This is a genomic window from Bradyrhizobium sp. LeoA1Lang, assembly GCF_055413685.1.
The window spans coordinates 26,762-52,361 of record NZ_JBVAPG010000033.1; the positions used below are offsets into that span (position 1 = coordinate 26,762).

General features: G+C 63.2%; 24 protein-coding genes and 1 pseudogene. 5 read left to right on the top strand and 20 right to left on the bottom strand.

The genetic code is table 11. The annotated features are described in order from the left end of the window. Window positions 1–8: 8 nt before the first annotated feature. The 12 genes and pseudogenes from dxr to ACZYOF_RS14120 all read right to left on the bottom strand — a co-directional run bounded on the left by dxr (window position 9) and on the right by ACZYOF_RS14120 (window position 12,214). Window positions 9–1,232, bottom strand: coding sequence for a 1-deoxy-D-xylulose-5-phosphate reductoisomerase (gene dxr / locus ACZYOF_RS14065; protein ID WP_282528877.1), 1,224 nt, complete (start codon window positions 1,230–1,232; stop codon window positions 9–11). A gap of 4 nt (window positions 1,233–1,236) precedes the next feature. After that, on the bottom strand, window positions 1,237–2,085 hold the full coding sequence (locus tag ACZYOF_RS14070; protein WP_463716123.1) for a phosphatidate cytidylyltransferase: 849 nt from the start codon (window positions 2,083–2,085) through the stop codon (window positions 1,237–1,239). After that, window positions 2,082–2,840, bottom strand: a complete 759-nt coding sequence (locus tag ACZYOF_RS14075) for an isoprenyl transferase (RefSeq protein WP_463716124.1) — start codon at window positions 2,838–2,840, stop codon at window positions 2,082–2,084. The genes ACZYOF_RS14070 and ACZYOF_RS14075 overlap by 4 nt, the downstream gene beginning before the upstream one ends. Window positions 2,841–2,854: 14 nt before the next feature. Next, a complete protein-coding gene (gene frr / locus ACZYOF_RS14080) occupies window positions 2,855–3,418 on the bottom strand; it encodes a ribosome recycling factor (RefSeq protein ID WP_130229726.1) in 564 nt (187 codons plus the stop codon). Window positions 3,419–3,630: 212 nt separating this feature from the next. Then, entirely contained in the window at window positions 3,631–4,347 is a 717-nt protein-coding gene (pyrH, locus tag ACZYOF_RS14085) for a UMP kinase (protein WP_394566912.1), read from the bottom strand. A 66-nt stretch (window positions 4,348–4,413) separates the two neighbouring features. Further along, window positions 4,414–5,337, bottom strand: a complete 924-nt coding sequence (gene tsf / locus ACZYOF_RS14090; RefSeq protein WP_463716125.1) for a translation elongation factor Ts — start codon at window positions 5,335–5,337, stop codon at window positions 4,414–4,416. Window positions 5,338–5,463: 126 nt separating this feature from the next. Next, window positions 5,464–6,462: a 30S ribosomal protein S2 gene (locus ACZYOF_RS14095; protein WP_130577963.1), complete on the bottom strand. Its 999-nt coding sequence runs from the start codon at window positions 6,460–6,462 to the stop codon at window positions 5,464–5,466. A gap of 174 nt (window positions 6,463–6,636) precedes the next feature. After that, window positions 6,637–6,903 (bottom strand): annotated as a pseudogene (locus tag ACZYOF_RS14100) (type II toxin-antitoxin system RelE/ParE family toxin); the annotation flags it as partial. 16 nt (window positions 6,904–6,919) lie between these two features. Beyond that, window positions 6,920–7,186: a CopG family ribbon-helix-helix protein gene (locus ACZYOF_RS14105; protein WP_463716126.1), complete on the bottom strand. Its 267-nt coding sequence runs from the start codon at window positions 7,184–7,186 to the stop codon at window positions 6,920–6,922. A gap of 64 nt (window positions 7,187–7,250) precedes the next feature. Beyond that, window positions 7,251–10,697, bottom strand: a complete 3,447-nt coding sequence (gene dnaE, locus ACZYOF_RS14110; RefSeq protein ID WP_463716127.1) for a DNA polymerase III subunit alpha — start codon at window positions 10,695–10,697, stop codon at window positions 7,251–7,253. Between the two features lie 444 nt (window positions 10,698–11,141). Continuing rightward, entirely contained in the window at window positions 11,142–11,327 is a 186-nt protein-coding gene (locus ACZYOF_RS14115; RefSeq protein WP_463716128.1) for a hypothetical protein, read from the bottom strand. Between the two features lie 137 nt (window positions 11,328–11,464). Next, window positions 11,465–12,214, bottom strand: coding sequence for an outer membrane protein (locus ACZYOF_RS14120; RefSeq protein ID WP_130577966.1), 750 nt, complete (start codon window positions 12,212–12,214; stop codon window positions 11,465–11,467). Window positions 12,215–12,510: 296 nt separating this feature from the next. On the opposite strand from ACZYOF_RS14120, the gene ACZYOF_RS14125 reads away from it, so the two are divergent. Both ACZYOF_RS14125 and ACZYOF_RS14130 read left to right on the top strand, forming a co-directional pair. Then, on the top strand, window positions 12,511–12,807 hold the full coding sequence (locus ACZYOF_RS14125; protein ID WP_282528870.1) for a DUF3551 domain-containing protein: 297 nt from the start codon (window positions 12,511–12,513) through the stop codon (window positions 12,805–12,807). 139 nt (window positions 12,808–12,946) lie between these two features. Beyond that, window positions 12,947–13,240 (top strand): DUF3551 domain-containing protein, encoded by a 294-nt coding sequence (locus ACZYOF_RS14130; RefSeq protein WP_130577968.1) that lies wholly within the window; start codon window positions 12,947–12,949, stop codon window positions 13,238–13,240. A 10-nt stretch (window positions 13,241–13,250) separates the two neighbouring features. Here ACZYOF_RS14130 and ACZYOF_RS14135 read toward each other — a convergent pair whose 3' ends face one another. The 8 genes from ACZYOF_RS14135 to ACZYOF_RS14170 form a co-directional block, all read right to left on the bottom strand. Continuing rightward, the gene (locus ACZYOF_RS14135) at window positions 13,251–13,949 is read right to left on the bottom strand and encodes an ABC transporter ATP-binding protein (protein WP_028162765.1); all 699 of its coding nucleotides are present in this window, start codon (window positions 13,947–13,949) and stop codon (window positions 13,251–13,253) included. A gap of 8 nt (window positions 13,950–13,957) precedes the next feature. After that, entirely contained in the window at window positions 13,958–15,238 is a 1,281-nt protein-coding gene (locus tag ACZYOF_RS14140; protein WP_130577969.1) for a lipoprotein-releasing ABC transporter permease subunit, read from the bottom strand. A 74-nt stretch (window positions 15,239–15,312) separates the two neighbouring features. After that, a complete protein-coding gene (proS, locus tag ACZYOF_RS14145; protein WP_130577970.1) occupies window positions 15,313–16,632 on the bottom strand; it encodes a proline--tRNA ligase in 1,320 nt (439 codons plus the stop codon). A 301-nt stretch (window positions 16,633–16,933) separates the two neighbouring features. Next, window positions 16,934–17,464, bottom strand: coding sequence for a copper chaperone PCu(A)C (locus tag ACZYOF_RS14150; RefSeq protein ID WP_130577971.1), 531 nt, complete (start codon window positions 17,462–17,464; stop codon window positions 16,934–16,936). Between the two features lie 31 nt (window positions 17,465–17,495). After that, window positions 17,496–17,999, bottom strand: a complete 504-nt coding sequence (locus ACZYOF_RS14155) for a TlpA family protein disulfide reductase (protein ID WP_463716129.1) — start codon at window positions 17,997–17,999, stop codon at window positions 17,496–17,498. Beyond that, the gene (locus ACZYOF_RS14160) at window positions 17,996–19,186 is read right to left on the bottom strand and encodes an exo-alpha-sialidase (protein ID WP_463716141.1); all 1,191 of its coding nucleotides are present in this window, start codon (window positions 19,184–19,186) and stop codon (window positions 17,996–17,998) included. The genes ACZYOF_RS14155 and ACZYOF_RS14160 overlap by 4 nt, the downstream gene beginning before the upstream one ends. A 47-nt stretch (window positions 19,187–19,233) precedes the next feature. Further along, entirely contained in the window at window positions 19,234–21,627 is a 2,394-nt protein-coding gene (locus tag ACZYOF_RS14165) for a TonB-dependent receptor family protein (protein ID WP_463716130.1), read from the bottom strand. A gap of 88 nt (window positions 21,628–21,715) precedes the next feature. Then, the gene (locus ACZYOF_RS14170; protein ID WP_463716131.1) at window positions 21,716–22,084 is read right to left on the bottom strand and encodes a DUF2946 domain-containing protein; all 369 of its coding nucleotides are present in this window, start codon (window positions 22,082–22,084) and stop codon (window positions 21,716–21,718) included. Between the two features lie 452 nt (window positions 22,085–22,536). Here ACZYOF_RS14170 and ACZYOF_RS14175 point away from each other — a divergent pair, with 452 nt between their 5' ends. The 3 genes from ACZYOF_RS14175 to ACZYOF_RS14185 all read left to right on the top strand — a co-directional run bounded on the left by ACZYOF_RS14175 (window position 22,537) and on the right by ACZYOF_RS14185 (window position 25,594). Further along, window positions 22,537–22,941 (top strand): globin, encoded by a 405-nt coding sequence (locus ACZYOF_RS14175; RefSeq protein ID WP_463716142.1) that lies wholly within the window; start codon window positions 22,537–22,539, stop codon window positions 22,939–22,941. A gap of 118 nt (window positions 22,942–23,059) precedes the next feature. Next, window positions 23,060–24,082, top strand: a complete 1,023-nt coding sequence (locus ACZYOF_RS14180; protein WP_463716132.1) for a sugar ABC transporter substrate-binding protein — start codon at window positions 23,060–23,062, stop codon at window positions 24,080–24,082. Window positions 24,083–24,091: 9 nt separating this feature from the next. After that, entirely contained in the window at window positions 24,092–25,594 is a 1,503-nt protein-coding gene (locus ACZYOF_RS14185; RefSeq protein ID WP_463716133.1) for a sugar ABC transporter ATP-binding protein, read from the top strand. The last annotated feature ends 6 nt before the right edge of the window (window positions 25,595–25,600 follow it).

The following is a 25,600-nucleotide window of genomic DNA, read 5'->3' on the forward strand; positions in this document are numbered from 1 at the left end:
CCAACCCTCTATGATGCCTTTAAGGCAATTTGAGGCAATAGGGAGGCAGCCCTATTTCTCGCGTTATGGTCAACGGAAATCGCATCATCTGCCGATGTCAGAGGCGCCAGATTGCCGGACCTGATCCAATCGTTCAGGGTCGCCTCCACCAGCCGCGCGATCGCGCCGAACTTGATCTTGCCGGCGATGAAGGCGGCAACCGCCACCTCATTGGCAGCATTATATACTGTGGTCGCGCCCCGACCGGTCCTTAACGATTCGTAAGCCAGCCGGAGCCCCGGGAACCGCTCGAAATCCGGCGCCTCGAAGGTCAACTGGCCGACCTTGGCCAAGTCGAGCTTGGCCGACGGCCCGACGATGCGATCGGGCCAGCCGAGGCAATGCGCGATCGGAATGCGCATGTCGGGCGTGCCGAGCTGCGCGACCACCGAACGGTCCGAGAATTCCACCATGCCATGGATGATCGACTGCGGATGCACGAGCACGTCGATCTGATCCGGCGTCAGCGCGAACAGATAGGAGGCCTCGATCACCTCGAGCCCCTTGTTCATCATCGAGGCTGAGTCGATCGTGATCTTCTGACCCATGCTCCAGTTCGGATGCTTCAACGCCTGCTCCAGAGTAGCCTGCTCGATGTCAGCGGGCGCCCAGGTGCGGAACGGCCCACCGGAAGCGGTGATGATCACCCGCACCAGTTCCTCGCGATTGCCGGAGCTCAGCGCCTGAAACAGCGCGTTATGCTCGGAATCGGCCGGTAGGATGCAGGCGCCAGCCTTCAGCGCGCGCTGCATGAAAAAGTCGCCGGCGCAGACCAGACACTCCTTGTTGGCGAGCGCGACCGTCGCGCCGCGATCGATCGCCGCGAGCGCCGGCTTCAGGCCCGCTGCGCCACTGACCGCCGCCATCACCCAATCCGCCGGCCGTGCGGCGGCCTCGATGATCGCGCTTTCGCCGGCGCCGCATTCGATCCGGGTGCCCGCCAGCGCATCCTTCAATTCGGACAGCTTGCTCGGATCGGCCACGGCCGCAAAGCGCACGTTGAATTCCCGGGCGAGCTTGGCCAGGGCCTGCGCATTGCCATTGGCGGTCAGCGCCTCGACGCGGAAGCGGTCGCGCGCACCGCGCAGCAAGTCCATGGTGCTGTCGCCGATCGAGCCGGTGGCGCCCAGCACGGTCACGGTGCGGACCGCGGATGCCGCGGCCTTGTTGTTTCGCAATGGGACAGCGCTCATTTCCTCACCAAACCATAAGACCGCGGCCGACGCCATCCGCGCCGCCCCGCAAGAAGCCGAAAATTGCAGCAACGGCAACCGCGGCGACGAAGCCGTCCAGCCGGTCCATCAGCCCGCCATGGCCGGGAATGAGATGGCTGGAATCCTTCACGCCGAACCGCCGCTTCACCGCAGACTCGAAGAGATCGCCGAACTGGGAGACCACCGACAGCACCGCGCCCAAGACCAGCACCGGCACAACCGCCCCGAGGCCGAACACCGCAAAGCCCGCCGCGACGACGAGACTACCAACGAAGCTGCCGACCGCGCCCGCCCAGGTCTTCTTCGGGCTGACCCGTGGCCAGAGTTTTGGGCCACCAATGCTGCGTCCGGCGAAATAGCCGCCGATGTCGGTCGCCCAGACGACCAACAACACGAACATCAGCGCCACAAAGCCTTCTTCCGGATCCTGTCGCAGCACGACCGAGGCGACTTCCGCGACGGCGGCGTAGCAAAATCCGGCTATCGTCCACCGACGTTGCTCGGATGAAATCACGGCGACCACGATCAGCCCGACCGCCAGCACCGATAGCGAGGCGTCAAGCCGCCCTGCCCCGAGACAGAGCCCCGCTGCCGCCAGCGCAAGTGCACCGGCCACGGTCACGCGCAGCGTGTGTCCGACGCCGATGACCATCAGCCATTCGACATAGAGGCCAATCGCGGCGAGCGTGACCAGAAGCGTCCAGAGAACACCGCCGGCATAGGCGATCGCAATCGCAACCGGCGCCAAGAGCAGCGCCGCGATGACGCGCATCAAGAGATTGCGCGAGGACGGCTCGCTCGTTGCCGCGGGTGCGGCTTTATCTTGGGTCACGATGCGGTTTTCGCAGCCAGACCGCCGAAGCGGCGCTCGCGTCTGGCGTATTCGGCGATCGCACTTTCCAGCGCCGCCTTGTCGAAGTCCGGCCAATGGATCGGCACAAACACGAGCTCGCTATAGGCCGCCTGCCACATCAGGAAATTCGACAGCCGCTGTTCGCCGCTGGTGCGGATGATCAGATCGGGATCGGGAATGTCGGGCGCGTTGAGATATTGCCCGAGCGCGTCGGCATCGATCGATGCGGGATCGCGCTTTCCTTCCGCCACCTCCTGTGCCAGCCGCCGCGCGGCGCCGGCGATCTCCTGGCGCGAGCCATAGTTGAAGGCGACGACGAGATTGAGCTTGGTGTTTGCCCTGGTCAACTCTTCGGCTTCGTTGAGCAGCGCGCAGATATCCGGGTCCAGCCCCTCACGCTCGCCGATGACGCGCACCCTCACCCCGTCCCGGTGCAACGTCGCCAGATCATTGCGGATAAAGCGGCGCAAGAGGCCGAAGAGATCCCCGATCTCGGTCGCCGGACGCGACCAGTTCTCTGACGAGAACGAGAAGATGGTGAGATAGAGTATGCCGAGTTCGTGGGAGGCGCGCACCACCCGGCGCAGCGCCTCCACGCCACGCCGATGTCCCTCCGCGCGCGGCAGGCCGCGTGCCGCCGCCCAGCGCCCGTTGCCGTCCATGATGATCGCCACATGCAACGGACTGCCGGTTCGATCCGGTCCGGCAGTTGCAGGTGCGGGGGCGTTCGACATCGGCGCTGTCCAAATCAAACGGTCAGGATTTCCTTTTCCTTGGCCGCCAGCAACTGATCGATCTCGGCGATCACGCCGTCGGTCGCCTTCTGCACCTCGGCGGCGAGTCGCTCCTGATCGTCTTCGGAGATCTCGTGATTCTTCTCGAGCTTCTTGACGACATCGAGCCCATCGCGGCGGACATGACGGACCGCCACCTTGGCCGCTTCCGCATATTTATGCGCGACCTTGACGAGTTCCTTGCGACGCTCGGCATTGAGTTCGGGAATGCGCAGCCGCAGCACTTGCCCTTCGGTCGCGGGGCTGAGGCCGAGATTGGAATCGACGATCGCCTTCTCCACCGCCTTGACCATCGTCTTGTCCCAGACCTGCACCGAGAGCAGCCGCGGCTCGGGCACGCTGACGGTGGCGAGCTGGTTGAGCGGCATGTGCGAGCCATAGGCCTCGACCTGGACCGGCTCCAGCATCGACGCCGCGGCACGGCCGGTACGCAGACCGCCCAATTCGTGCTTGAGGGACTGGGTCGCACCTTGCATACGGCGCTTCACTTCGTTGATGTCAAAACCAGGCGTGGGCATGACGCTCTCCCCTTCCTCTGGATGGTCCGATCAGGTGGGATCGGATCGTAATCTCATTTCTTCAGCTTAGGCACGATCTCGTCGAAAAACCGGTTCCCGCTTTTCCGGATCATGCCCTATTCTTTGTTTGAGCATGATCTTTTCGGAAAACCGGTTTCCACTTTTCCGGATCATGCTCGAGAAACCAACCGCCATGCCGCAACGCCCAAGCGTCAGCCGGCGACGACCGTACCGTGGCCCGTGCCGCGCAGGATGGCGCCGATCGAGCCAGGCTCGGCGATCGAAAACACGATGATAGGCAGCGACGTCTCGCGGGCAAGTGCGAATGCGGTCGCGTCCATCACCTTGTAACCACCCTCAATCGCCTGCGAATGCGTCAGGCGATCAAAGCGTTTGGCCGACGGGTCCTTCTTGGGATCGGCGCTGTAGACGCCGTCGACATTGGTGGCCTTCAAGACCGCGTCCGCGCCGATCTCGGCCGCGCGCAGAACCGCGGTGGTATCGGTGGTGAAGAACGGATTGCCGGTTCCACCGCCGAGCAGGATGATCTTGCCCTCGGCGAGGTATTTGTGCGCCGCACTGCGGGTGAACAACTCGGAGATTTCCGGCATCACGAAGGCTGACAGGGTGCGCGCCGGCGTGCCCTTGCGCTCGATCGCCGATTCCAGCGCGAGGCAGTTCATTACGGTCGCCAGCATGCCCATGGTGTCGCCGGTGGTGCGGGACAGGCCATGGGACGACACCTGCACTCCGCGTACCATATTGCCGCCGCCGACCACGACGGCAATCTCAGTGCCGAGATGGCGCGCCGCGATCAGGTCGTCGGCGATGCGGTCGATGGTGGGCTGGTCGATGCCGAAGGATTGGCTGCCGGCGAGGTATTCGCCTGAAAGCTTGATCACCACGCGACGATAGACCGGCTCAGCCATGATGCTCCCTCATCCCGCGCAAGCAGGTTCCGGCGCGATGGCGCCGGAACCGTTCGATCCACGCGGTTACTTCTTGCCGCTGGCCGCCGCGACTTCGGCTGCGAAATCGGATTCCTGCTTCTCGATTCCCTCACCAAGAGCATAGCGCACAAAACCGGCAATCTTCACCGGCGCGCCGACCTTGCCCTCAGCTTCCTTAACCGCCTGCGCCACGGACTTTCCGCTATCGTGGATGAAAGCCTGCTCCAGCAGGCAGACTTCCTTGTAGAAGGTCTTCAGGCCGGACTCGACAATCTTCTCGATCACGTTCTCCGGCTTGCCCTGCTGACGGTACTTGTCGGCGAGCACGTCCTTCTCGCGCCGGACGACGTCAGGATCGAGCCCGGCGGGATCGATCGCCTGCGGGTTGGCCGCGGCGACATGCATGGCGAGCTGGCGGCCGAGCACGGCAAGCTCATCGGTCTTTCCGGCCGATTCCAGCGCCACGATCACGCCCATCTTGCCGGCGCCCTCGATGACGGCCTTGTGGACGTAGCTCGACACCACGCCCTTGCCGACCTCTAGCGAAGCCGCGCGGCGCAGCGTCATGTTCTCGCCGATGGTCGCAATCGCATCGTTGATCGCAGCTTCGACCGTGACGGCGCCGACCTTGGCCGCCTTGATCTTCTCGACGTCGGCGCCGACCTCGAGCGCGACCTGGGCGATCATCTTGACCAGACCCTGGAATTGATCGTTGCGCGCGACGAAGTCGGTCTCGGAATTGACCTCGACGACGACGCCCTTGGTGTCCTTGGTCAGGGCGCCGATCAGGCCCTCGGCGGCAACGCGACCGGCCTTCTTGGCGGCCTTCGACAGGCCCTTCTTGCGCAGCCAGTCCTGTGCGGCCTGCATGTCGCCGGCGGCCTCGGTCAGCGCCGCCTTGCAATCCATCATTCCCGCGCCGGTCGACTCGCGCAGGTCCTTGACCATCGCTGCTGTGATCGTTGCCATCATTGAATTCCTTCTTGCCTGTGAAGCGCGGCGGCGCCTTTAGGGCGCCGCCGCGAGCGACAGGGAATGCCTTGATCTGGGAATTGAAGCGCTGGCCGGAAAGGTCCGGCCGCGCCGCCGTTCAGGTTATTCCGCTTCCGCGGTGAGCGCCTTGGCCTGGGCGACCCAGGCGTCGGCACGGCTCGGCAGACCGACCTGTTCGCCGATCTTGTGGGCGGTGTCGTGATCGAGCTCGGCGAGCTGCCAATAGTGGAAGATGCCGAGATCGTTGAGCTTCTTCTCGATCGTGCCCGACACACCGGTGAGCTTCTTGAGGTTGTCGGCAGTGCCGCGCGGTCCCGGCAGCCCCTGGAAGCCGGTCGTCGCCGACGGCGCCGGGAGTTCTTCCTGCTGCGGCTGGAGGGAGGCGCCGATATCGATACCGGCATCACCCTGCGCGCGCGAGATGCCGTCGATCGCGGCCCGCGCGACCAGGTCGCAATAGAGCGAAATCGCCCGGCCCGCGTCGTCGTTGCCCGGCACCACAAAGGTGATGCCCTTCGGGTCCGAATTGGTGTCGACGATCGCGGCGACGGGGATGTTGAGCCGCTGCGCTTCCTGGATCGCGATGTCTTCCTTGTTGGTGTCGATCACGAAGATCATGTCGGGCAGGCCGCCCATGTCCTTGATGCCGCCGAGCGAACGGTCAAGCTTGTCGCGCTCGCGCTGCAGCGTCAGCCGTTCCTTCTTGGTGTAGGAATTGGCTTCGCCGGACGAGAGCACCTCGTCCAGATGACGCAGCCGCTTGATCGAGGCCGAGATCGTCTTCCAGTTGGTCAGCGTACCGCCGAGCCAGCGCGAATTGACGAAATACTGCGCCGAGCGCTTGGCCGCATCCGCGACCCCGTCCTGCGCCTGCCGCTTGGTGCCGACGAACAGGATGCGGCCGCCCTTGGCGACGGTATCGCTGACCGCCTGCAACGCACGGTGCAGCATCGGCACGGTCTGAGCGAGATCGATGATATGGATGTTGTTGCGGGCGCCGAAAATGTACTCCGCCATTTTCGGGTTCCAGCGGTGGGCCTGGTGGCCAAAATGCACGCCAGCTTCCAAAAGCTGACGCATGGTGAAATCGGGTACCGACATCGTTTTGATTCTCCGGTTGGTTCCTCCGGAAACGCGTGAGCAAGCGAGCCTTCTCGGCCCGGCTGCCACCGGACGGCCTTCTAGAGCCATGTTTCCGTGTGAGATGGCGCGCTGTATAGCGCGATTTCCGCCAGAAGCAAGGAAATATGGGCGGATTTGGGGGCGTCCCCCCCTTTAAAGGGTCTCGGGCCACCGCCGGGCGCCGTGAAATACCCGCAAAACCTGCACGGTCTGGCCCGCCACACGATAGGGCACAATATACGGCGTCATCGGAATCACCAGTTCTCGCGTTCCTGGAACCCGGCCCGGCCTTTCCATTTCGGGATTATCGGATAGCAGCATCTCCACATTGTGCATGATGTAGAGCACAATACGCTTCGCCGCCGCGGGGCTGCTCTGCTCAATATAGGCTCGTATCGCGATCAGGTCCTCGACAGCTTCAGGGGACCAGACGCGCTCATGTCCGCTTGGGAAACGGCTTTTCTTTGCCGCTACCCCACGATGTCACCCAGTCTTCGACCTCGTCGTGCGAAATTCCCTCGCCGCGATCGAGTGACGCGATCGCTCGCTTGACGCCCGCAATCTGCCATTCGTTGACGTCGAGATACTCGTTGATCGCCTCGGCGGCGAGAAAGGAACGGCTGCGCCCGGTGCTCTTGGCCAGCTTTTCCAGCCGCTTCTTTGCCGCGAAATCTACGCGCACTGTGAAGGTGGTAGAGGCCATATCTCACCCGATGTACCAGCTCGTGTACAAATAAGCACAGGCTGCCCGATCCGCGATCCGGCGTTCATAGCGTCTCGACCATCTCGACGCCGCTGACCGCCTTGATGGCGCCCGCGATCTGCGGGGACACCTGGAAGCGGCCTTCGAGCTTGAATTCGACTTCGGTCTCCAGATCGAGCCGCAGCACCAGCGCGATATCGCCGCCGGTGCCATTGCCGGGCTGCAGGCGCTTGGCGATCGAGTCCAGCGGCTTGGTGTCGCGCAGGAAGATGCGCAGGCCCTTTTGGGTCTTGGCGGCTGCGGCATCGAGCGGCTCGGCATGCAGCACGCGGGCGCGGACGTCCTCGCCCTGCAGTTCGGCGCCGAGCTGCAGGAGCACGGCGGCGCCCGGCTCCAGCACGTCGCGGTATTGCGCCAATCCTTCAGAAAACAGCACCGCTTCGAAATGGCCGGTGGGATCCGACAGGCCCATGATGCCCATCTTGTTGCCGGTCTTGGTGCGCCGCTCCATGCGCGACACCACCGTTGCCGCGACCTTGCCCGCGGTCGCACCTGTCTTCACCGCGCGCGAAAACTCGGCCCAGGACTGCACGCGCAATCGCTTCAAGGCTGTGGCGTAGTCGTCGAGCGGGTGACCCGAGAGGAAGAATCCGATGGCGTCATATTCGCGTCGCAGCCGATCCGCCGGCAGCCACTGCTCGACCTGCGGCAGCACGATGCTCGGCGCGTCCGAAAGCCCGCCGAACATATCGTTCTGGCCCGATGTCGCGGCTTCATGGCTCCGCTGGCAGGCGGCGAGGATCGCATCGGCGCCGGCGAAGACGCGGGTCCGGTTCGGGTCGAGCGAATCGAAGGCGCCGGCGGCGGCGAGGCTTTCGATGATGCGCTTGTTGATCGCGCGCGGGCTCACGCGCGCCGCGAAATCGGCCAGCGACGTGAAGGCGCCCTTCTTCCGCTCCTCCACGATCTGCTCGACCGCCTGCAGGCCGACGCCTTTCAGCGCGGCCAATGCGTAGTAGATGGTGTTGCCGCCGACGTCGAAGGTTGCGCCGGAGCGATTGACGTCGGGCGGCTCGACCTTGATGCCGAGCCGCTGCGCCTCGGAACGGAATTCGGAGAGCTTGTCCGTGTTGTTGAGTTCGAGCGTCATCGACGCTGCCAGGAACTCCACCGGATAATGCGCCTTCATGTAGGCGGTCTGATAGGAGACCAGCGCATAGGCCGCGGCGTGGCTCTTGTTGAAGCCGTAGTCGGCGAACTTGGCGAGCAATTCGAAGATCGTCTCCGCCTGCCCTTTCGGCACGCCATTCTTGACTGCGCCGGCGACGAAGATCTCGCGCTGCTTCTCCATCTCGGCGCGGATCTTCTTGCCCATGGCGCGGCGCAGCAGGTCAGCTTGGCCGAGCGTGTAGCCCGCCATTTGCTGCGCGATCTGCATCACCTGCTCCTGGTAGATGATGACGCCGAACGTCTCTTTCAGGATCGGCTCCAGGATCGGATGCAGATATTCCGGCTCTTCATCGCCGTGCTTGCGCGCGCAATAGGTCGGGATGTTGGCCATTGGGCCGGGGCGATAGAGCGCCACCAGCGCGATGATGTCCTCGAAACGGTCCGGCCGCATGTCGATCAGCGCGCGCCGCATGCCCTGGCTTTCAACCTGGAACACGCCGACCACATCGCCCCGCGCCAGCATCTGGTAGCTGTCGGCATCGTCGATTGGCAGCGTCGCCAGATCGACGTGCACATCGCGCTGCTTGAGCAGCCTCACGGCGACATCAAGCACCGTCAGCGTCTTCAGGCCGAGGAAGTCGAACTTCACCAGCCCCGCCGGCTCAACCCATTTCATATTGAACTGGGTCACCGGCATGTCGGATTTGGGATCGCGGTAGAGCGGCACGAGCTCGCTCAAGGGGCGGTCGCCGATCACGATGCCGGCGGCGTGGGTCGACGCGTGTCGGGTCAGGCCTTCCAGGCGCTGCGCGATGTCGAAGGCGCGCGCGACCACCGGATCCTCGTCGCGGAAAGCCTGCAGCTTGGGTTCGCCCTCGATCGCCTGCGCCAGCGTCACGGGCGCGGCGGGATTCTGCGGCACCAGCTTGGTCAGCTTGTCGACCTGGCCATAGGGCATCTGCAGCACGCGGCCGACGTCGCGCAGCACGCCGCGCGCTTGGAGCGTACCGAAGGTGATGATCTGCGCCACCTGGTCGCGGCCGTAGCGCTCCTGCACATAGGAGATCACCTCGCCGCGGCGATCCTGGCAGAAGTCGATGTCGAAGTCCGGCATCGACACGCGCTCCGGATTGAGGAAGCGCTCGAACAGCAGCCCGAACCGGATCGGATCGAGATCGGTGATAGTCAGCGCCCAGGCAACCAGCGAACCTGCGCCGGAACCACGGCCCGGCCCGACCGGAATGTCGTGCGCCTTGGCCCATTTGATGAAGTCGGAGACGATCAGGAAGTAGCCCGCATAGTTCATGCGGTTGATGACATCGATCTCGAAAGCGAGACGCTTCTGATAGTCCTCTTCCGTGATGCCCGGCGACAAACCGTGGATCCGCAGACGCCTCGCGAGCCCCTCCTCGGCCTGGCGCATCAGCTCCGCAGCCTCCTCGCTTGCCGCATCGGACCCCGATCCCGCGCCTACAGTGAAGCGCGGCAAGATCGGCTTGCGCGTCTTCGGCCGGAACGAGCAGCGCTCGGCGATCTCGACCGTCGACGCCAGGGCTTCCGGAATATCCGCAAACAGCACCGCCATCTCGGCGCGTGTCTTGAAGCGGTGGTCGGGCGTGAGCTGCTCGCGATCGGTCTCTGCGATCAGCCGGCCGCCGGCAATGCACAGCAGCGCATCGTGGGCCTCGTAGTCGTCGGTGCTCGCGAAATAGGGCTCGTTGGTCGCAACCAGCGGCAGGCCCCTCGTATAGGCAAGATCGATCAGGCCGGCCTCGGTGCGGCGCTCCTTGTCGATGCTGTGGCGCTGCAGCTCGATATAGAGGCGGTCTCCGAACAGGCTTGCCAAGCGGTCGCAACGCGTGGCGGCAAGGCTGGCGTGATCGGCCGCGAACGCAAGCGTGATCGGTCCGTCCGGACCGCCGGTCAGCGCGATCAGGTCCTCGGCATCGTCCGTCAGCCAGTCGAACTTGATATGCGGCAACTGGTGGACGGGCGTCTCCAGGAACGCCCGCGAGTTCAGCCGCATCAGGCTGCGATAGCCGCGTTCGCGCGCGGCGAGCAGCACGATTCGGGCCGGAGCGCCGGCCAGCACACTGCGCGAATTCGGATCGACGTCGCCGAAATCGATCGCGAGCTCACAGCCGACGATAGGCTGGATGCCATAGCCGGCCATCTTGTCGGAGAATTCCAGCGCGCCGAACATGTTGTCGGTGTCGGTCAGCGCCAGCGCCGGCTGGCGGTCCGCCTTGGCAAGCTCGCCGAGCTTGGCGATCTTGATCGAACCCTTCAGCAGAGAATAGGCCGAATGAACGTGAAGATGGACGAATCCGGCACTGGGCATGGGTGCTTCGATGGGCCTTGGTTTGGTGGAGGAACGCAACCGCCGGGCTCGGGCACAAGGCCGCCGATCCCGACTCGCCATTCAATGGTGATGCGTCCGATCCCCGGAGTCCACGCCGAACGCGCCATCGTGATGCGGCGTCCCGCTTTTCCCCAACGGATGGCAACCGATGGCGGCCGACGAAATCGGCACGCCCCCTCCTCCCCGCTCAGAACTGCGGAATCAACTGGGCCCAGACCGCGATCATCCCAATGAACAGCGTGATCGATGCCAGCGCCGCCGCCTCTTCGACGAAAATCTTCAACATCGGCCGTCTCCTTGATGAGAACATACGAGGAACATTGTTCCTCATTTGTTCCCGGAGTCAAGGCCGAGCATCGGTTTGGCGAGGAGAAGCGAACGCGAATGAAGCGGGTGGTTAATGCGCGGCCGCAACCGGCGAGGTCATCCGAACACTTTTTCTGGTTGGACCGTCAGCCTGTAAGCGACGTAGGGCTTCTCGCTGTAGCGCTCGAGGAGTTCGTCGCAGACCAGGCAACGGAATTCCCCCGGCTGGCCGGGAAGCGAATCGACCTCGATGCGGCGGTAACCGGCTTCGCATCTCGGACATTGCACGTCGGATTTCAGCATGGCGCTGACGATGCGCCGCGATCGCGGCATTTTCGCGCCGCGCGCCGAGAATGATCAGGGGCCGACCGACGGCAAACCAAGAAAAAGCCCCGGGCAAATTGCCCGGGGCTGATTGTGCCGCGTTGGTTTCGCGAGGATCAGTACTTCGCGATAAGCGGAGCGCCGCCGAAGCCGAACTTGTAGTTCAAGCGGACGGTGACGAGGTCGGCGTCCTGCTTGATGTCGTCGATACGCGTCACGCCGAGAATCGGGCTGACGAAGGTGTGGCTCTCGGTGTCGAGGAACAGATGGTTGTATTCGACGCCAGCCGACCAGCCGGGAGCGAAGGCGAATTCGACGCCGGCGCCGACGGTGCCACCCCAACGGGTCTTTTCGACGCTATCAAGGGTCACGCCAAGGACCGAGCCCTCGTGCTTGCTGTTGGTGACCGCAGCACCGCCCTTCGCGTAGAGCAGCACGTTGTTCCAGGCGTAACCGACCTGGCCGGTGATCAGGCCGAAGGCATCGATCTTGGAGCGATTGGTGACAGCAGGTGCAATGAGGCTGACGTTCGAGCCGCTGAAGTCGGCCCAGTTGCCCTGGCCTTCGACACCGAACACCCAGTTGCCGGCCTGCCAGCGATAGCCGAGCTGGCCACCGACCGTACCGCCGGTCGCATCATGGGAACCTTCACCGACGCCGAAGCCGAAGACCGACGTGTTGGTCCAGGTGTTGTGGCTCGAGCCCCAGCCGCCGTTGACGCCGATGTAGAAGCCGCTCCAGTCGTAGATGGCCGCAACCATCGGCGGAGCCTTGGTGTAAGGACGCGCAGCGAGATCCGCGGCGACCGCGGGCGCAGCGGCGCCAAGGGCGACCAAGCTCGCCGTTACAAGCAAAACCTTTTTCATTTTTATTTCCCGTTCCAGATGTGATGACCCCACGGTCTTCACGCGCCTCAATAAACACGGTTCCTCAAAATTGCTGTAACTTGGCTGCAACAGATGCGGTGAAACGATTCTGACGAAAACGTGAGTTAATGTTGTATTACTTACACTTAGCCCCGAAGATCGTACCGTTCCCCTGCCACAAAAAATTCACACTTCGGCCTTCGCCACACTCCTTGTGTTGCATATTTGTTTGACGTCCTCTCGGTTGTACGGCTTGGATCGGCTGACGAGCGACGAGCTGCGATCAAGGAGAAGAGATGCGCAACGTAATCCTGGTTTTGTCCGCGGCCGCGGGGATCGGCACCCTTGGAACCGCGCCGGCCGCAGCGGTCGGCACGCGCTATCCATTCTGTATCCAGGGGAACGAACATCCCGGGCTCAGCAACTGCACCTTTACCAGCTACGAGCAATGCCAGGCAACGGCGTCCGGCCGCTTCCTGTGGTGCATTCCCAACCCCTTCTATGCCGGCGACAGCAACGGCCGGCGGGCTTCGCGCCGTCCTCTGCCGCCGCCCCAGCCCGTAGTCCCCTTCTTCGAGCCTTTCAACGATTGAGTCGGAGCGCACCTCCGCTCCGCGAAGGGCAAATGATCGGCGCGGGAACGTGACTTGACGGTCCCGCCCGCGAATACTCTGTTCCGAGTGGGGTTAGCGATGGGAGGACGGAATAGTCGTCCTGACGCGGGAGGAACCGATGCGCATTCCGATGTTGGCGATCCTGACGCTTGGCGCGGTCGCGGCGGCATCATCCGCCCGCGCGCAGATCTATGACCCGAATTATCCGGTCTGCCTGCACGTCTACGGCCCCGTCACCTACTACGAATGCAGCTACACCTCGCTGCCCCAATGCGCGATGTCCGCGTCGGGCCGGGCGGCCCAATGCGTGGTCAATCCTTACGCGGCCAACGCCTACCCTTATCCTTACGCGGCTAACGCGTATGTCGATTCGTCACCGCGGCGTCACAAACGCTATCGCCGGGCCTACTGAACCCCTGTCCTTAATCAAGCTCGACCACCTGCCCGTTCGCCAGCGACACGCGGCGGTCCATTCGGGCGGCAAGGTCCATGTTGTGGGTCGCGATCAGCATCGCCACCCGCGTCGCCTTCACCAGTTGCATGAGCGCGTTGAAGACGTGGTCAGCAGTCTGCGGATCAAGGTTGCCGGTCGGCTCGTCGGCCAGCAGCGCCCGTGGCGCGTTCGCGACCGCGCGCGCAATCGCGACCCGCTGCTGCTCACCGCCGGAAAGCTCGGCCGGCCGATGCTTGATGCGGTCGCCGAGGCCGAGATAGGACAAGATCTCGGTCGAGCGTTTCACGGTCTCGGAGCGTTTGAGGCCGCGGATCATCTGCGGCAGCATCACGTTCTCCAGCGCGGAGAATTCCGGCAACAGCCGGTGCGACTGATAGACGAAACCAATATCGGTGCGGCGGATCTGGGTGCGATCGATATCCGACATTTGCGAGGTCGGCGTGCCCCCGACATAGACTTCGCCGTCGTCGGGGGTCTCGAGCAGGCCCGCGATGTGCAGGAGCGTCGATTTGCCCGAGCCGGACGGCGCCACCAGCGCCACGGACTGTCCCGGCCACAGCGCGAGCTTGGCGCCGTCCAGAATCGTCAGCGTCGCCTCACCCTGCCGGTACTGGCGCTTGATGTCGTGGAGATAGATGACCGGCACATCTTGCGCCCCCTCCGCCATCTCAGCCCTCACTCGTAGCGCAGTGCTTCGACGGGATCGAGCCGCGCGGCCCGCCACGACGGATAAAGCGTCGCCAAGAACGACAGCGTCAGCGCCATGATGACGACGGCCGTGGTTTCGCCGAAATCGATCTCGGCCGGCAGCTTCGACAGGAAGTAGAGCGTCGGGTCGAACAATTCGGTGCTGGTGAGCCAGGACAGGAATTGCCGGATCGATTCGATGTTCACGCAGATCAGCATGCCCACGAGGAAACCGACGATGGTGCCCACGACACCGATCGAGGCGCCCGTGATCAGGAAGATGCGCATGATCGATCCTTGCGAGGCGCCCATCGTGCGCAGGATCGCGATATCCTGTCCCTTGTCCTTTACCAGCATGATCAGGCCGGAGACGATGTTGAGCGCCGCGACCAATACGATCATGGTCAGGATCAGGAACATCACGTTGCGCTCGACCTGCAGCGCGTTGAAGAAGGTCGAGTTGCGCTGCCGCCAATCGACCAGGAACACCGGCCGTCCCGCGGCTTCCGTCACGGTCTTGCGAAACGTGTCGATGCGATCGGGATTGGTGGTGAATATCTCGATCGCGGTGACGTCATTGTTGCGGTTGAAATAGGCCTGCGATTCCGCAAGCGGCATGAACACGAAACCCGAGTCATATTCGGACATGCCGATCTCGAACACCGCCGCGATCTTGTAAGGCTTTATGCGCGGCGTCGTCCCCATCGGCGTCACCGCACCGCGCGGGGCCACCAGGGTGATGCTGTCGCCGGCATGCAGCGACAATTGATCGGCCAGGCGGCGGCCGATCGCGACCCCCTGCCCTTCGTCGAAATTCTCGAGGCTGCCCTGCTTGATGTTCTTCGCGATCGAGAACAGGTTGTTGAGATCTTCCGCCCGCATGCCACGCACGAGCACGCCGGAGGCATTGAAGGCGGAGGACGCCAGCGCCTGGCCGTCCACCACCGGCGCCGCAAGCCGGACACCCTGCACCTGGCTGATGCGCTCGGCGACATCCTTCCAGTCGGTGAGTGGCGATTCCAGCGGCTGGACCAGGAGATGGCCATTGAGGCCGAGGATCTTGTCGAGCAATTCCTTGCGGAAGCCGTTCATCACGGCCATCACCACGATCAGCGTGGCGACGCCGAGCATGATGCCGAGAAAGGAAAAGCCGGCAATCACGGAAATGAAACCTTCCCTGCGACGCGCCCGCAGGTAACGTCCGGACAGCAGCCATTCGAAGGGCGCAAAAGGCGGGGTGCGGACTTTTTCGGTCATGGCCTCATCCATGTGTCGATAATCCCATGATTCGGGGCCAAATGTGGCCGGACTGGCCAACCGCACGCGGGTGCGGTGGATAAACGCTATCCCGCGATCTTCACAAGCGCGTCGTCGAGCGTGAGGTTCTCGCGCGTGCCGTCGCTGCGCCGCTTGATCTCGACTTTGCCTTCGGCAAGGCCTTTCGGGCCGACCAGGACCTGCCAGGGGATGCCGATCAGGTCGGCGGCGGCGAATTTCGCGCCGGCGCGCTGATCAGTATCGTCATAGAGCACGTCGACGCCCTTGGCCTTCAAATCCGCGTAGAGCTTTTCGCAGGCCGCATCAACGGCGGCATCGCCCTGCTTCAGGTTCAGGATCGCCGCCTTGAACGGCGCAACCGCTTCCGGCCATTTGATGCCGGCATCATCGTGGCAGGCCTCGATGATGGCGCCGACCAGCCGCGAGACGCCGACGCCATAGGAACCGCCATGGATCGGCACTTCCGCGCCGTCGGGGCCCGCGACCAGCGCCTTCATGCTGTCGGAATATTTGGTGCCGAAATAGAAGATCTGGCCGACCTCGATGCCACGCGTATGCACCCGCTTCTCCGCCGGCACCTCACTCTCGAAGCGCGCGGCGTCATGGACGTCCTCGGTCGCGGCATAGACCGAGGTCCACTGCTTGATGATGTCAGTGAGATCGCCGTCGTAGTCCACATCATCGGGCGGAATCGGCAAATCGAGCACGTCGCTGTTGCAGAACACGCCGGACTCGCCGGTCTCCGCAAGCACGATGAATTCATGGCTCAAGTCGCCGCCGATCGGCCCGGTTTCGGCGCGCATCGGGATCGCCTTCAGCCCCATCCGCGCAAACGTGCGCAGGTAAGCGACGAACATCCTGTTGTAGGTGCGCCGCGCGCCGGCCTCGTCGAGATCGAAGGAATAGGCGTCCTTCATCAGGAACTCGCGGCCGCGCATCACGCCGAACCGCGGGCGCTGCTCGTCGCGGAACTTCCACTGGATGTGATAGAGATTGAGCGGCAGGCTCTTATACGACTTCACATAGGCACGGAAGATTTCCGTGATCATTTCTTCGTTGGTCGGCCCGTAAAGCAGCTCGCGCTTGTGGCGGTCGGTGATGCGCAGCATTTCCGGGCCGTAGGCGTCGTAGCGGCCGCTCTCGCGCCAGAGGTCGGCGAGTTGCAGGGTCGGCATCATCAGTTCCAGCGCGCCGGCGCGGTCCTGCTCCTCGCGCACGATCTGCTCGATCTTCTGCAGGACCTTGAAGCCGAGCGGCAGCCAGGCATAGATGCCCGCGGCCTCCTGCCGGATCATGCCGGCGCGCAGCATCAGGCGATGCGAGACGATCTCCGCCTCTTTCGGGTTTTCTTTCAGGATAGGCAGGAAAAACCGCGACAATCGCATGGGCGCACTCAGGAATCAGTTGAGGAGGCAAGAGAAACGCAGTGAAACCGGATCGGATACGAAAACACAAGGCCGGTACTTGCGAAAAAGCCGCCAAATAAGCCGATTTGCGGGCATTGCGCCGATTTGTAATGAGATCGCCGGGGGTGGGTAAAGCAAACCTTACCGGACGTTCACCCTAAATCTGGCCGACCTGTAGGGTGGGCAAAGCGCAGCGTGCCCACCATCAAACATTCCACTCGTAGCGGTGGGCACGCTGCGCTTTGCCCACCCTACAACCTCAAGCGCCTCTTGCCCGGCCTCACATCTTGCTGCCGGAATGATCGTGCGACTTCTTCATCTCCATGTGACTGCCATGGTCGCCGCCCGGCGCCGTCGCTCCGACAGCCTGCACGTCGAGCGACAATGTCACCTTGCCCGCCTTCTCGAATTCGAGCGTGACCGGCACTGTGTCGCCCTGCTTCAGTGGATTCTTCAGGTCGAACATCATCAGATGATAGCCGCCGGGCGCGAGCTTGACGGTCTTGCCGGGCTCGATCACGAGACCCTTCTCCAACGGGCGCATCTTCATCACGCCGTTCTCCGTCGCCATCTCATGCACCTCGAGCTTGCCGGCGATATCGCCGGAGGCCCCCACCAGCCGGTCCGGTGACGAGCCCTTGTTCTCGATCGTGAGATAGCCGCCAGCGACCTTCGCGCCGCTCGGCGTCGCCCGGCTCCAAGCCTGGCTGATGACGAGATCGCCGGCCTTGATGTCTTCGGCCTGCGCCGGGACACCGAGCAAGATGGCCAGGAGAGGAGCGAGCGTAATGATGGAAGAGCGTTTTTTCATGTTGTTCTATCCCGTATTTCAGATTGACTTGTTATCTTGATCCCGTCGTCGCGGCCTGTCCTTGTGCCCATTTGTCGAGCTCCGGCATCTCGGCCGCTCCCTCGATCGTCGTGACTGCGCCGCCGCGCGCGATCAGCATCGTGCGCGGAATATCGCCCTGCCAGGCCGGATCGATTTCAAATCGCAGCCGATCGGCAAAGCCATCGCTGAACATCCAGTTCTCGGCCGCGGAGAGCCCCGCTTTCTGCAGCATCGATTGCGTCGCCTCTGGGAGATTGGGCACCAGGTCCGCACTGATCGTGACCACATCGATTCCAGGATGGTCCTTCATGAACTTGCCGAGCTGGGGTAACTCGACCTTGCATGGACCACAGGTCACGCCCCAGAAATGAACCAGGGTAGGACGACCGGCGTGTGAACGCAGAATCTGCTGCCAGCTTCCGCGTTCGAATGACTTGAGCTCGGCGTCCTCCGCGGTTGCTGCGGCGGAAAGCGCCCCCAACAGAAATGCTGCGGCAAGCAGTTCGCGTTTCATGGCTCTCTCTCGATTGGTTGGAAACGGTATCCATCGGCCTTCGTCATCCAGGAGAGATAGACTCGCCGGCTGTCCGAGACGAGCAGCGGATGGTCGGAATTGTCGGTCGTGCTGGCGATCACCCTGGATGTCGACCAGGTCGCTCCATTGTCCTGTGACGTCATCAGCTTCACCTCGGTCTTCTCGCCGTCGAACTCCTTCCAGACCATCGCAAGCCCATCCGGTCCGGCGATGACCTGAGGCCGCGACGGGCTTCGGCTGGGCTCGCCGATCGGCAGTGGATCCGAGAAGGTTTTTCCGCCGTCGGTCGAGCGCGCATAGAACAGCCCCTTACGCGCCTTGCCGTTCGTGTACCAGGCGACATGATAGGTTCCGTTCGGTGAGATTGACAGGCTCGGTCCGTGATGCGGGCAGGCCGCGATTTGCCAGTCATCCCGGCTGACGCGGTGAACCTCCCCCGGCGAGGCCGGGCCTGAGAAGGTGACGACGGCGTGATCGCGGACACCGCCCTCAAAGATATTTCTGAACACGATGACCGGACGGCCGCTGCCATCCAGGGCCAGGCCGAGGCGACAACATTCGCAGGTGTTGTCGGCGACGATCTGCGCGTCGGAGTAAGTCGAACCGCCATCCTTCGATGTCGCGAAGAACAGGCCTGCGCCATCGTAGGGCTTGCCGTTCTGCCGCGCCGGCACGCGGTTGCGCTTGTCGAGCCAGGCCGCGAACACGGTACCGTCAGGCGCGAAGGCAATAGCCTCGAAGCGCTGGCTCTCGTTGTTTGCGGTGATCGGGCGCAAGGGAGCAAAGCTCTTGCCCCCATCGCTCGATTGCGTCGTGAGCACCTGACCGTTGAAGGCCTTGTCCCTGAAGATCGAGAACACCAGCGCAATCCGCCCCTTGCCATCGATGGCGATCTTCGGACGTGCATCCGGTCCCCAATCCAGATTAAGGCTCTCGCGCGTGACCTGTACTGGCGAAGAAAAGGTCTTTCCTTCGTCCTTCGAACTTGCAACGGAGATCTGACCGCCGGCCATCCAGACCAGCCAAAGCGCGCCGTCGGAACTGAACACGGGCGTAACCTTGCTCGCGCAGCGCAGGACCGTCTCCTCGCATGCGGCTTCCGACGCGTGCTGATGGTTCATCTGCGCGAATGCGCTACCGTCCCAGAGGATGAAGGCGGCGGCCATGGCAGCAGCACCGAGAACAGGTCTCACGTCTCTCATGACAACGCACCTCATTTGAACGCCAGTTTCATGCCGGCCACAAACGTTCTTGGCGCTCCGGCATAGATCGAGCCGGTGGTGTTAGCCAGCACGCTCGCGGGGTTTTGAATGCCCCCCGCCGTCACCGCATCAGCAATGTTGTTGGCGGAAGCCACGTACGTCCGGTCAAAGACGTTCCGCACCTCGAAATAGAGGTTGATCGCCTTGAAATAGTCCGAGACCAGGTCGGTGCCGTAGTGGACATTGAGGTTGACCAGCTCATATCCGGGCGCCTTCAGGAGATTGGCGTTGTCCATGTAGAAGGAGTCCTTCCACTGCACTTCCACGAACGCGCCGAGACCGCGAAGCGGCCCGGACAACTGGTCGTAGGAAAGCCGTGCGGTCAATTCGTTCGGCGAGATGCCGGGGATCTTGTTTCCCGCGCGGTTGAAGCCGAACACCGCACCATTGGTGATGTTCTCGACGTACTCCGTATAGACCTCGTCGAGATAGGTGTAGGCCGCCGTCAGCCGCCAGCCCGGGAGGAACCGCCAGTCGGCGGCAAGCTCCACGCCGCGATGCTCGGATCGCGGCGCATTGAACGTATAGCTCGCATTGGGCGCTCCGACCGGAGTTGCCTGCGACACCAGTTCATCCTTGAAAAACTCGTAGAAGCCGGTGGCGCTCAGCTTGAGCGCGCTGTTCGGCGTCCAGTCGAAGCCCAGATCGTAACCGAGGTTTTTCTGCGCCTGCAGCCCTGTATTGTTGCCGTTCTGACCGTTTGACAGCACAAAGAGGTTTCCGACCTGCGGCGTCCCGTATCCGGTAGCCACCCTGCCGCGGAATTGCCACTCGCTGTTCAGCCTGTAGAGAAGCGCAAGCTCCGGCGCGGTGTTCTGGAATTGCCGATCGGCGGTCGTCACCGTCGTCGTCGTGATCCCCGTCGGGCCAGTATAGGTGTACGCCGTGTTCCTTCCCTTAAGGTTGGTCGTTTCCCATCCAATGCCCGCGATCGCCGTGAGCGACGGGTTGAGCTTGAGTTCCTGTCGCGCGCGAACGCCGTAGTTGGATGTATCGCTGTACAGATTGCTGGATAGCGCTCCAAGCGTGGCATTGCCGCCCGGCGCGACATTGCGCGTATCGCTGGAGGCGGCGAGCGTGTTGTACCAGCCCCCGAAATAGGTGGTCGAGTCCATGCCAAGGATCTCGCCGCGCCGCGTGATGTCGCTCATATAGTTGTAGGACGGGAAATCGCCGATTGCGCTGGTCGCTCCGGTCGGCTGATTGATGTTGCGGTCGTCGAACACGAACTGGTTGCGCCAGGTGGTCTGATTGTCGAAATCATGCTCCCAGCGGCCGCCGACGATGGTGCGACGATCGTTACGGCCGAGCCCCGCCTGTAGCGCAGTCTCCCTGTCGATTCCCGCCGCCGCGTTGAAGCCGTTGTTGAACAGCGGCACCGTTGCGCAGCCCAGCGCCGCGGTGGCGCCGGTCACGCAGCCGCTCTGGAAAGGGTTCTGGTTGTACTGGTTCAGCGACAGCCGGATCGGCAGCCGCGCGCTCAGGTCGTTGTTGATGAACTTGACCGTGAAGCGGTCATCGGGCGTGGCCTGCAGCGTGCCGAGGAAATTCACCGTCTGGGTGTTGAACCAGCTATTGCTGATGTAACCGTCGCCGCGCGCATCACTCGCAAACAACGAGCCCTCGAAATTGCCAACCTTCTTGCCTGCGGCCAGATAGTTGTTCAAGTAACCGAAGCTGCCGCCGTCGACGCCGTATTCGACACCGTCGATCGTCCTGCCCGGCCGCGTCCGGAAATTCAGCGCGCCGCCGGTCGCGTAGTTGCCGAACAGCGCCGAGGACGGTCCGCGGATCACGTCGATTGCGCCATAGGCGTGCGGATCGATCAGGTCGCTGCGCGACAGTCCGTCCGGCTGGGTGACCGGAAAACCGTCCTCGAAGATGACGAGGTTGCGAATCCCGAAGCCGTTGCGGGCGTTCGATCCGCGGATCGAAATGCCGACGTCGCGCGGCCCGTTGCCCTGTTTGATCGAGATGCCGGGGCTCTCTCTCAGCACGTCTCCGACCGAGAAGGCCGGCCGATTCTCGAACTGGCTGCGGTCGACAGTGGTTTGGGTCTGCCCGCTGGGCGCCTGGTTGAGCCCGTCGCGTAGAACCGAGGGCGTAACGTCGCGCTGCACCAAGACGGTCGGGATGGCGGTGGTCCTCGGCGGCGTCACCCGCGGCCGGGCGACGAGCGTGCGCCCCACCGGCTTCGGTTTCGCCGGCTTGGCGCGGGCTTCTCGGGGTGCATCCACATTGACCGGCGGCAACGCGGTTTGGGCTGCTGCCGGGGATGGATCGGTGGCGAGCATGGCACCGAGCACCAGCGTGCCGGCACCGCTCGGGAAAGCGAGGCGTAACATTGGGGGAAATTCCTGACACCGGCTCTGCGGCCGGCTTGATTGACGGCATCAACCGGCGCAGCGAAGGCGCACCGGCAGCGAACGGCAGTCAGGAAATCGATGGTGGGGCGCGTGCCTGCGCGTGGGAGCGTGCCCGCACATCCGCCAGACGGGAGACGAAATCGACCCATGCCACCTGTCTGGGCGACCGCTCGATAACGCCGGCGGTCATCTCGGGCGGATCGACCGGAGTGCCGGTCTGCAGCACATTACAGATCGAGCAGCAGCCGTCTCGGACGTGCGGCCCGCCTGGGTCGGTTTCGCCGGAACCGACGGTGTTGTCATGGCAGATGATGGCGGCAGCCAGCGGATCGGAAGCGGCGATTCCGGCCGCCCAGCAGGCAGCGATCGGCGCAAAGATTTGCACCATCAGCGCAATCAGGAAAACGGGCAGAAAATTCTTCAGCCGCCGGCGCATCGCAAAACCCATCCGATGGCGGAACTAATCATTGCGCCCAGCCGGAGTCGAGAGTGGAAACGCCGCCTTTTTGTCCCGGCGCAAGGAATAATCGGCTGGGACCAAGTGTCCGCCCGCGCCCTACCCCTTTACCCCGCGACGGGTCCTGACCGCAGCTCTACAACCGGCAGTGGCGAAATCCCAATCATTTCGCAAATTGCTCGAATTTTGAACAATCGTTGCTGAAATTGATGACAAAACAAAAAAGATGGTCTACCAATTCGGGCTCAGGCCAGCCACAGGGCGGACGGTCTGGTGGTCCAAGTCTCGGGAGGAGCTCGGCGCGCGGAAGCAGCGTCACCCCATCAATCAAGATCAAATCCGAATTTTTGGGGAAAATAGGGTCGACACAATTTCTCGAGCAGGGCTTGGTGCCCTGCTCTTTTTTCTTTGGGCCATCGCGATCGCCGATCATGTCATCGGCAAATCCGATCGAGCGCAGCTTCGAACTTGCGGCGGCGCGCTGTGATGATCTGACGCCGCTGGTCTATCGTCGCTTGTTCGAAGCGCATCCCGAAGCAACGGCGATGTTTCGCACCGAAGGCAGCGAGCTCGTCAAAGGCTCGATGCTGGCGCTGACCATCGAAGCGATTCTCGATTTCGCCGGCGAGCGGCGCGGCAACTTCCGCATGATCGAATGCGAGGTCGCCTCGCACGACGCTTACGGCACGCCGAGAGAATTGTTCGTCGCGTTCTTCGCCGTGATCGCGGGCGCGCTCCAAGAAATTCTTGGCGTGGAGTGGACAGTCGAAATCGATGCTGCGTGGCAAAAATTGCTGCGCGAAATCGAAAGCATCGTGATGCCTGATGTCGGCTAGCGCAGCCGCGGAATCGGAACCGTTGGCATGAACGCTCCGATTGTGACAGAATTTCCGTGATCCGCGGCGCGTGCAACCGACGCCGACGGCGCCAAGAACAGATATCAGGGAGCGTGCGATGCCAGCGAAGGACACATCCTCAAGGACCAGGCGCGATCTTCTTCAGACAGCGGCAGCCGGCGGCGCAGCCGCCGCGCTGCTCGGCGGGATTGGCGTGAGCCCCGCGCTCGCGGCCGAAGTTGGACGTTCCGAGAAACCGCTGAAGGCTGCGTTCTCCAACGCAGGCCTGCAGGCTACCTGGTGCGCGCAAGGCAAACAGGCGGCCGAATACTGGGGCAAGCTCTTCAACGTCGAGGTCACCTGGTTCGATGGCCAGCTCGATGCAGTCAAGCAGCGCGCCGCGATCGACAACATGGCGTCGCAGAAATGGGACTTCGTCGCCATCCAGGCATTCGGCATCGGCACGCTGACCCAGCCGGTGCAGAAGATGATCGACGCCGGCATTCCCGTCATCGACATGGATACGCTGATCGCTCCGCTCGATCAGATCAACGTCCATTCCTTCCTCGCCCCCGACAACGAATTCATGGGCTCCTCGGTGACGCAGGCGCTCGTCAACGCCATCGGCGGCAAGGGCAAGATCATCATGACGCAAGGCGCGCTCGGCCACACCGGCGCGCAGGGCCGCGCCAAAGGCTTCAACTCTGTCGTGAAGCAGTATCCGAACATCGAGGTGCTCGATACCCAGCCGGCCGATTGGGATGTCTCCAAGACCGCGCGTCTGTGGGAGACCTATCTCACCAAATATCCGCAGATCGACGCCGCCTTCTTCCACAATGACGACATGGCGCTCGCCGCCTACAACATCATGAAGGCGCGCAACCGTACCAACATCCTGATCGGCGGGGTCGACGCCATGCCGCCGGCGATCCAGGCGGTGAGCGAAGGCCGCATGTTCGCAACCGTTCGTAATCCATCCTGCCGCATCCACGGCGGCGCCATCATCGCCGGCGTTGCCGCGGTGACCGCGGGCGAGAAGAGCGGACAGGGCATTCCAAAGAGCGTGGTGACCGACGGCCCTGTCGTAACCAAGGCCAACGCCGCGGGGATGCAATGGATGGAGGATCATTTCCTGATCTGAGCCGCCCGCATGCCACAGGGACGCTCACCCATCCTCGAACTGAGGGAGATCACGAAGGCTTTCGGCGGTGTCGAAGCGCTTCGTGGGGTCGACTTCGCGCTCTATGCCGGCGAGATCCACGGTCTCGTCGGCGAGAACGGCGCTGGAAAAAGTACGCTGATGAAGATCATCGCCGGCGTGCATCCGGAATTCTCCGGCCACATCGCACTCGACGGGCGCGAGGTCCGTTTCCGCTCGGCACGCGATGCCCATGCGGCCGGCATCGCCATGGTGCATCAGGAGCTCAGCGTCGCGCCCGATCTTTCCGTCGCCGAAAACGTCTTTCTCGGTACCCAGCCGACCAACCGTTTCGGCCTGGTTCAATGGCGGAGAATGGCGCGCGAGGCGGGCGAGCAGCTTGCGCGTTTCGGCATCGACGTCGATCCGATGACGCGGCTCGGCGATCTGCCGATCGGCCTGCAGCAACTGATCGAGATCGCCCGCGTGCTGTTTTCCGGCGCCCGCATCATCATCCTGGACGAGCCGACCTCTGCGCTCTCCCCACCCGAGGTCGAGCGGTTGTTCGCGACCTTGCGACGGCTGCGCGACGAGGGCACCGGCATCGTCTTCATTTCCCATTTCATCGAGGACATCCTGCGCATCTCCGACACCGTAACGGTGTTCCGCAACGGACGGAAAGTCCGCGAAACGGAGGCCGCTGCGACCAGCAAGGCCGCGCTGATCGAAGCGATGATCGGCAAGGGCCGCGAGGCGCTGGAAGAGACCTATGCGCACGACGTCACGCTGCCGCCGCGCGCTGACCGCCCCGTGGTCCTGAAGGCCGACGCACTCTCGCTCGCCCGCAGCGTTCAGGACGTCTCGTTCGAGGTGCGCGCCGGCGAAGTGCTCGGCATCTACGGCTTCATGGGGTGCGGTCAGCTCGAATTGGCGCGCGTCCTGTTTGGCAAGATCAAGCCCGATAGCGGCGTGGTGCTCATCGACGGCGACCGTAAAGCCTTCGCCAGCACGGCCGCCGCCCGGCGCGCCGGCATCGCCTTCGTTCCCGAGAGCCGCCGCGCGATGCTGTTCCACCAGGAGCCGGTCTATAAGAACATCTCGATCAGCGTGCTCGATCGGATATCCGCGCTTCTGCTCAAGCCGGCGCGCGAGCGGTCGATTGCCGTCCGGCAGGTCGATCAGTTGCAGATCCGCCCTGCGGCGGTCGAGCTCGATCTCGGCATGCTCTCGGGCGGCAATCAGCAGAAGGTCGCGCTCGCCAAATGGCTGAGCTATCCGCCGCGAGTGCTGGTGCTGTGCGAGCCGACCCGCGGCATGGATGTCGGCGCCAAGAACGATGTCATCAACATCGTCCGCGAGCTCAGCGCCAAGGGGCTCGCTATCATCGTGCTGTCGACCGAGCCCGAGACGGTGTTGTCGCTTGCCGATCGCATCATCGTCATGAAGCGCGGCGCGGTGGTACGCGAATTTGCGGGTGAGGTGGTCAGCAAGGACCGCCTGCTCGAGGCGGCCTGACGGAGA

What these genes read in the sequence shown, in the direction of transcription:
- dxr (WP_282528877.1), bottom strand. Translation starts at nt 1,232, where the DNA reads ATGAGCGCTGTCCCATTGCGAAACAACAAGGCCGCGGCATCCGCGGTC.
- ACZYOF_RS14075 (WP_463716124.1), bottom strand. Translation starts at nt 2,840, where the DNA reads ATGTCGAACGCCCCCGCACCTGCAACTGCCGGACCGGATCGAACCGGC.
- frr (WP_130229726.1), bottom strand. Translation starts at nt 3,418, where the DNA reads ATGCCCACGCCTGGTTTTGACATCAACGAAGTGAAGCGCCGTATGCAA.
- pyrH (WP_394566912.1), bottom strand. Translation starts at nt 4,347, where the DNA reads ATGGCTGAGCCGGTCTATCGTCGCGTGGTGATCAAGCTTTCAGGCGAA.
- tsf (WP_463716125.1), bottom strand. Translation starts at nt 5,337, where the DNA reads ATGGCAACGATCACAGCAGCGATGGTCAAGGACCTGCGCGAGTCGACC.
- ACZYOF_RS14095 (WP_130577963.1), bottom strand. Translation starts at nt 6,462, where the DNA reads ATGTCGGTACCCGATTTCACCATGCGTCAGCTTTTGGAAGCTGGCGTG.
- ACZYOF_RS14105 (WP_463716126.1), bottom strand. Translation starts at nt 7,186, where the DNA reads ATGGCCTCTACCACCTTCACAGTGCGCGTAGATTTCGCGGCAAAGAAG.
- dnaE (WP_463716127.1), bottom strand. Translation starts at nt 10,697, where the DNA reads ATGCCCAGTGCCGGATTCGTCCATCTTCACGTTCATTCGGCCTATTCT.
- ACZYOF_RS14115 (WP_463716128.1), bottom strand. Translation starts at nt 11,327, where the DNA reads ATGCTGAAATCCGACGTGCAATGTCCGAGATGCGAAGCCGGTTACCGC.
- ACZYOF_RS14120 (WP_130577966.1), bottom strand. Translation starts at nt 12,214, where the DNA reads ATGAAAAAGGTTTTGCTTGTAACGGCGAGCTTGGTCGCCCTTGGCGCC.
- ACZYOF_RS14125 (WP_282528870.1), top strand. Translation starts at nt 12,511, where the DNA reads ATGCGCAACGTAATCCTGGTTTTGTCCGCGGCCGCGGGGATCGGCACC.
- ACZYOF_RS14130 (WP_130577968.1), top strand. Translation starts at nt 12,947, where the DNA reads ATGCGCATTCCGATGTTGGCGATCCTGACGCTTGGCGCGGTCGCGGCG.
- ACZYOF_RS14135 (WP_028162765.1), bottom strand. Translation starts at nt 13,949, where the DNA reads ATGGCGGAGGGGGCGCAAGATGTGCCGGTCATCTATCTCCACGACATC.
- ACZYOF_RS14140 (WP_130577969.1), bottom strand. Translation starts at nt 15,238, where the DNA reads ATGGATGAGGCCATGACCGAAAAAGTCCGCACCCCGCCTTTTGCGCCC.
- proS (WP_130577970.1), bottom strand. Translation starts at nt 16,632, where the DNA reads ATGCGATTGTCGCGGTTTTTCCTGCCTATCCTGAAAGAAAACCCGAAA.
- ACZYOF_RS14150 (WP_130577971.1), bottom strand. Translation starts at nt 17,464, where the DNA reads ATGAAAAAACGCTCTTCCATCATTACGCTCGCTCCTCTCCTGGCCATC.
- ACZYOF_RS14155 (WP_463716129.1), bottom strand. Translation starts at nt 17,999, where the DNA reads ATGAAACGCGAACTGCTTGCCGCAGCATTTCTGTTGGGGGCGCTTTCC.
- ACZYOF_RS14160 (WP_463716141.1), bottom strand. Translation starts at nt 19,186, where the DNA reads ATGGCCGCCGCCTTCATCCTCTGGGACGGTAGCGCATTCGCGCAGATG.
- ACZYOF_RS14165 (WP_463716130.1), bottom strand. Translation starts at nt 21,627, where the DNA reads ATGTTACGCCTCGCTTTCCCGAGCGGTGCCGGCACGCTGGTGCTCGGT.
- ACZYOF_RS14170 (WP_463716131.1), bottom strand. Translation starts at nt 22,084, where the DNA reads ATGCGCCGGCGGCTGAAGAATTTTCTGCCCGTTTTCCTGATTGCGCTG.
- ACZYOF_RS14175 (WP_463716142.1), top strand. Translation starts at nt 22,537, where the DNA reads ATGTCATCGGCAAATCCGATCGAGCGCAGCTTCGAACTTGCGGCGGCG.
- ACZYOF_RS14180 (WP_463716132.1), top strand. Translation starts at nt 23,060, where the DNA reads ATGCCAGCGAAGGACACATCCTCAAGGACCAGGCGCGATCTTCTTCAG.
- ACZYOF_RS14185 (WP_463716133.1), top strand. Translation starts at nt 24,092, where the DNA reads ATGCCACAGGGACGCTCACCCATCCTCGAACTGAGGGAGATCACGAAG.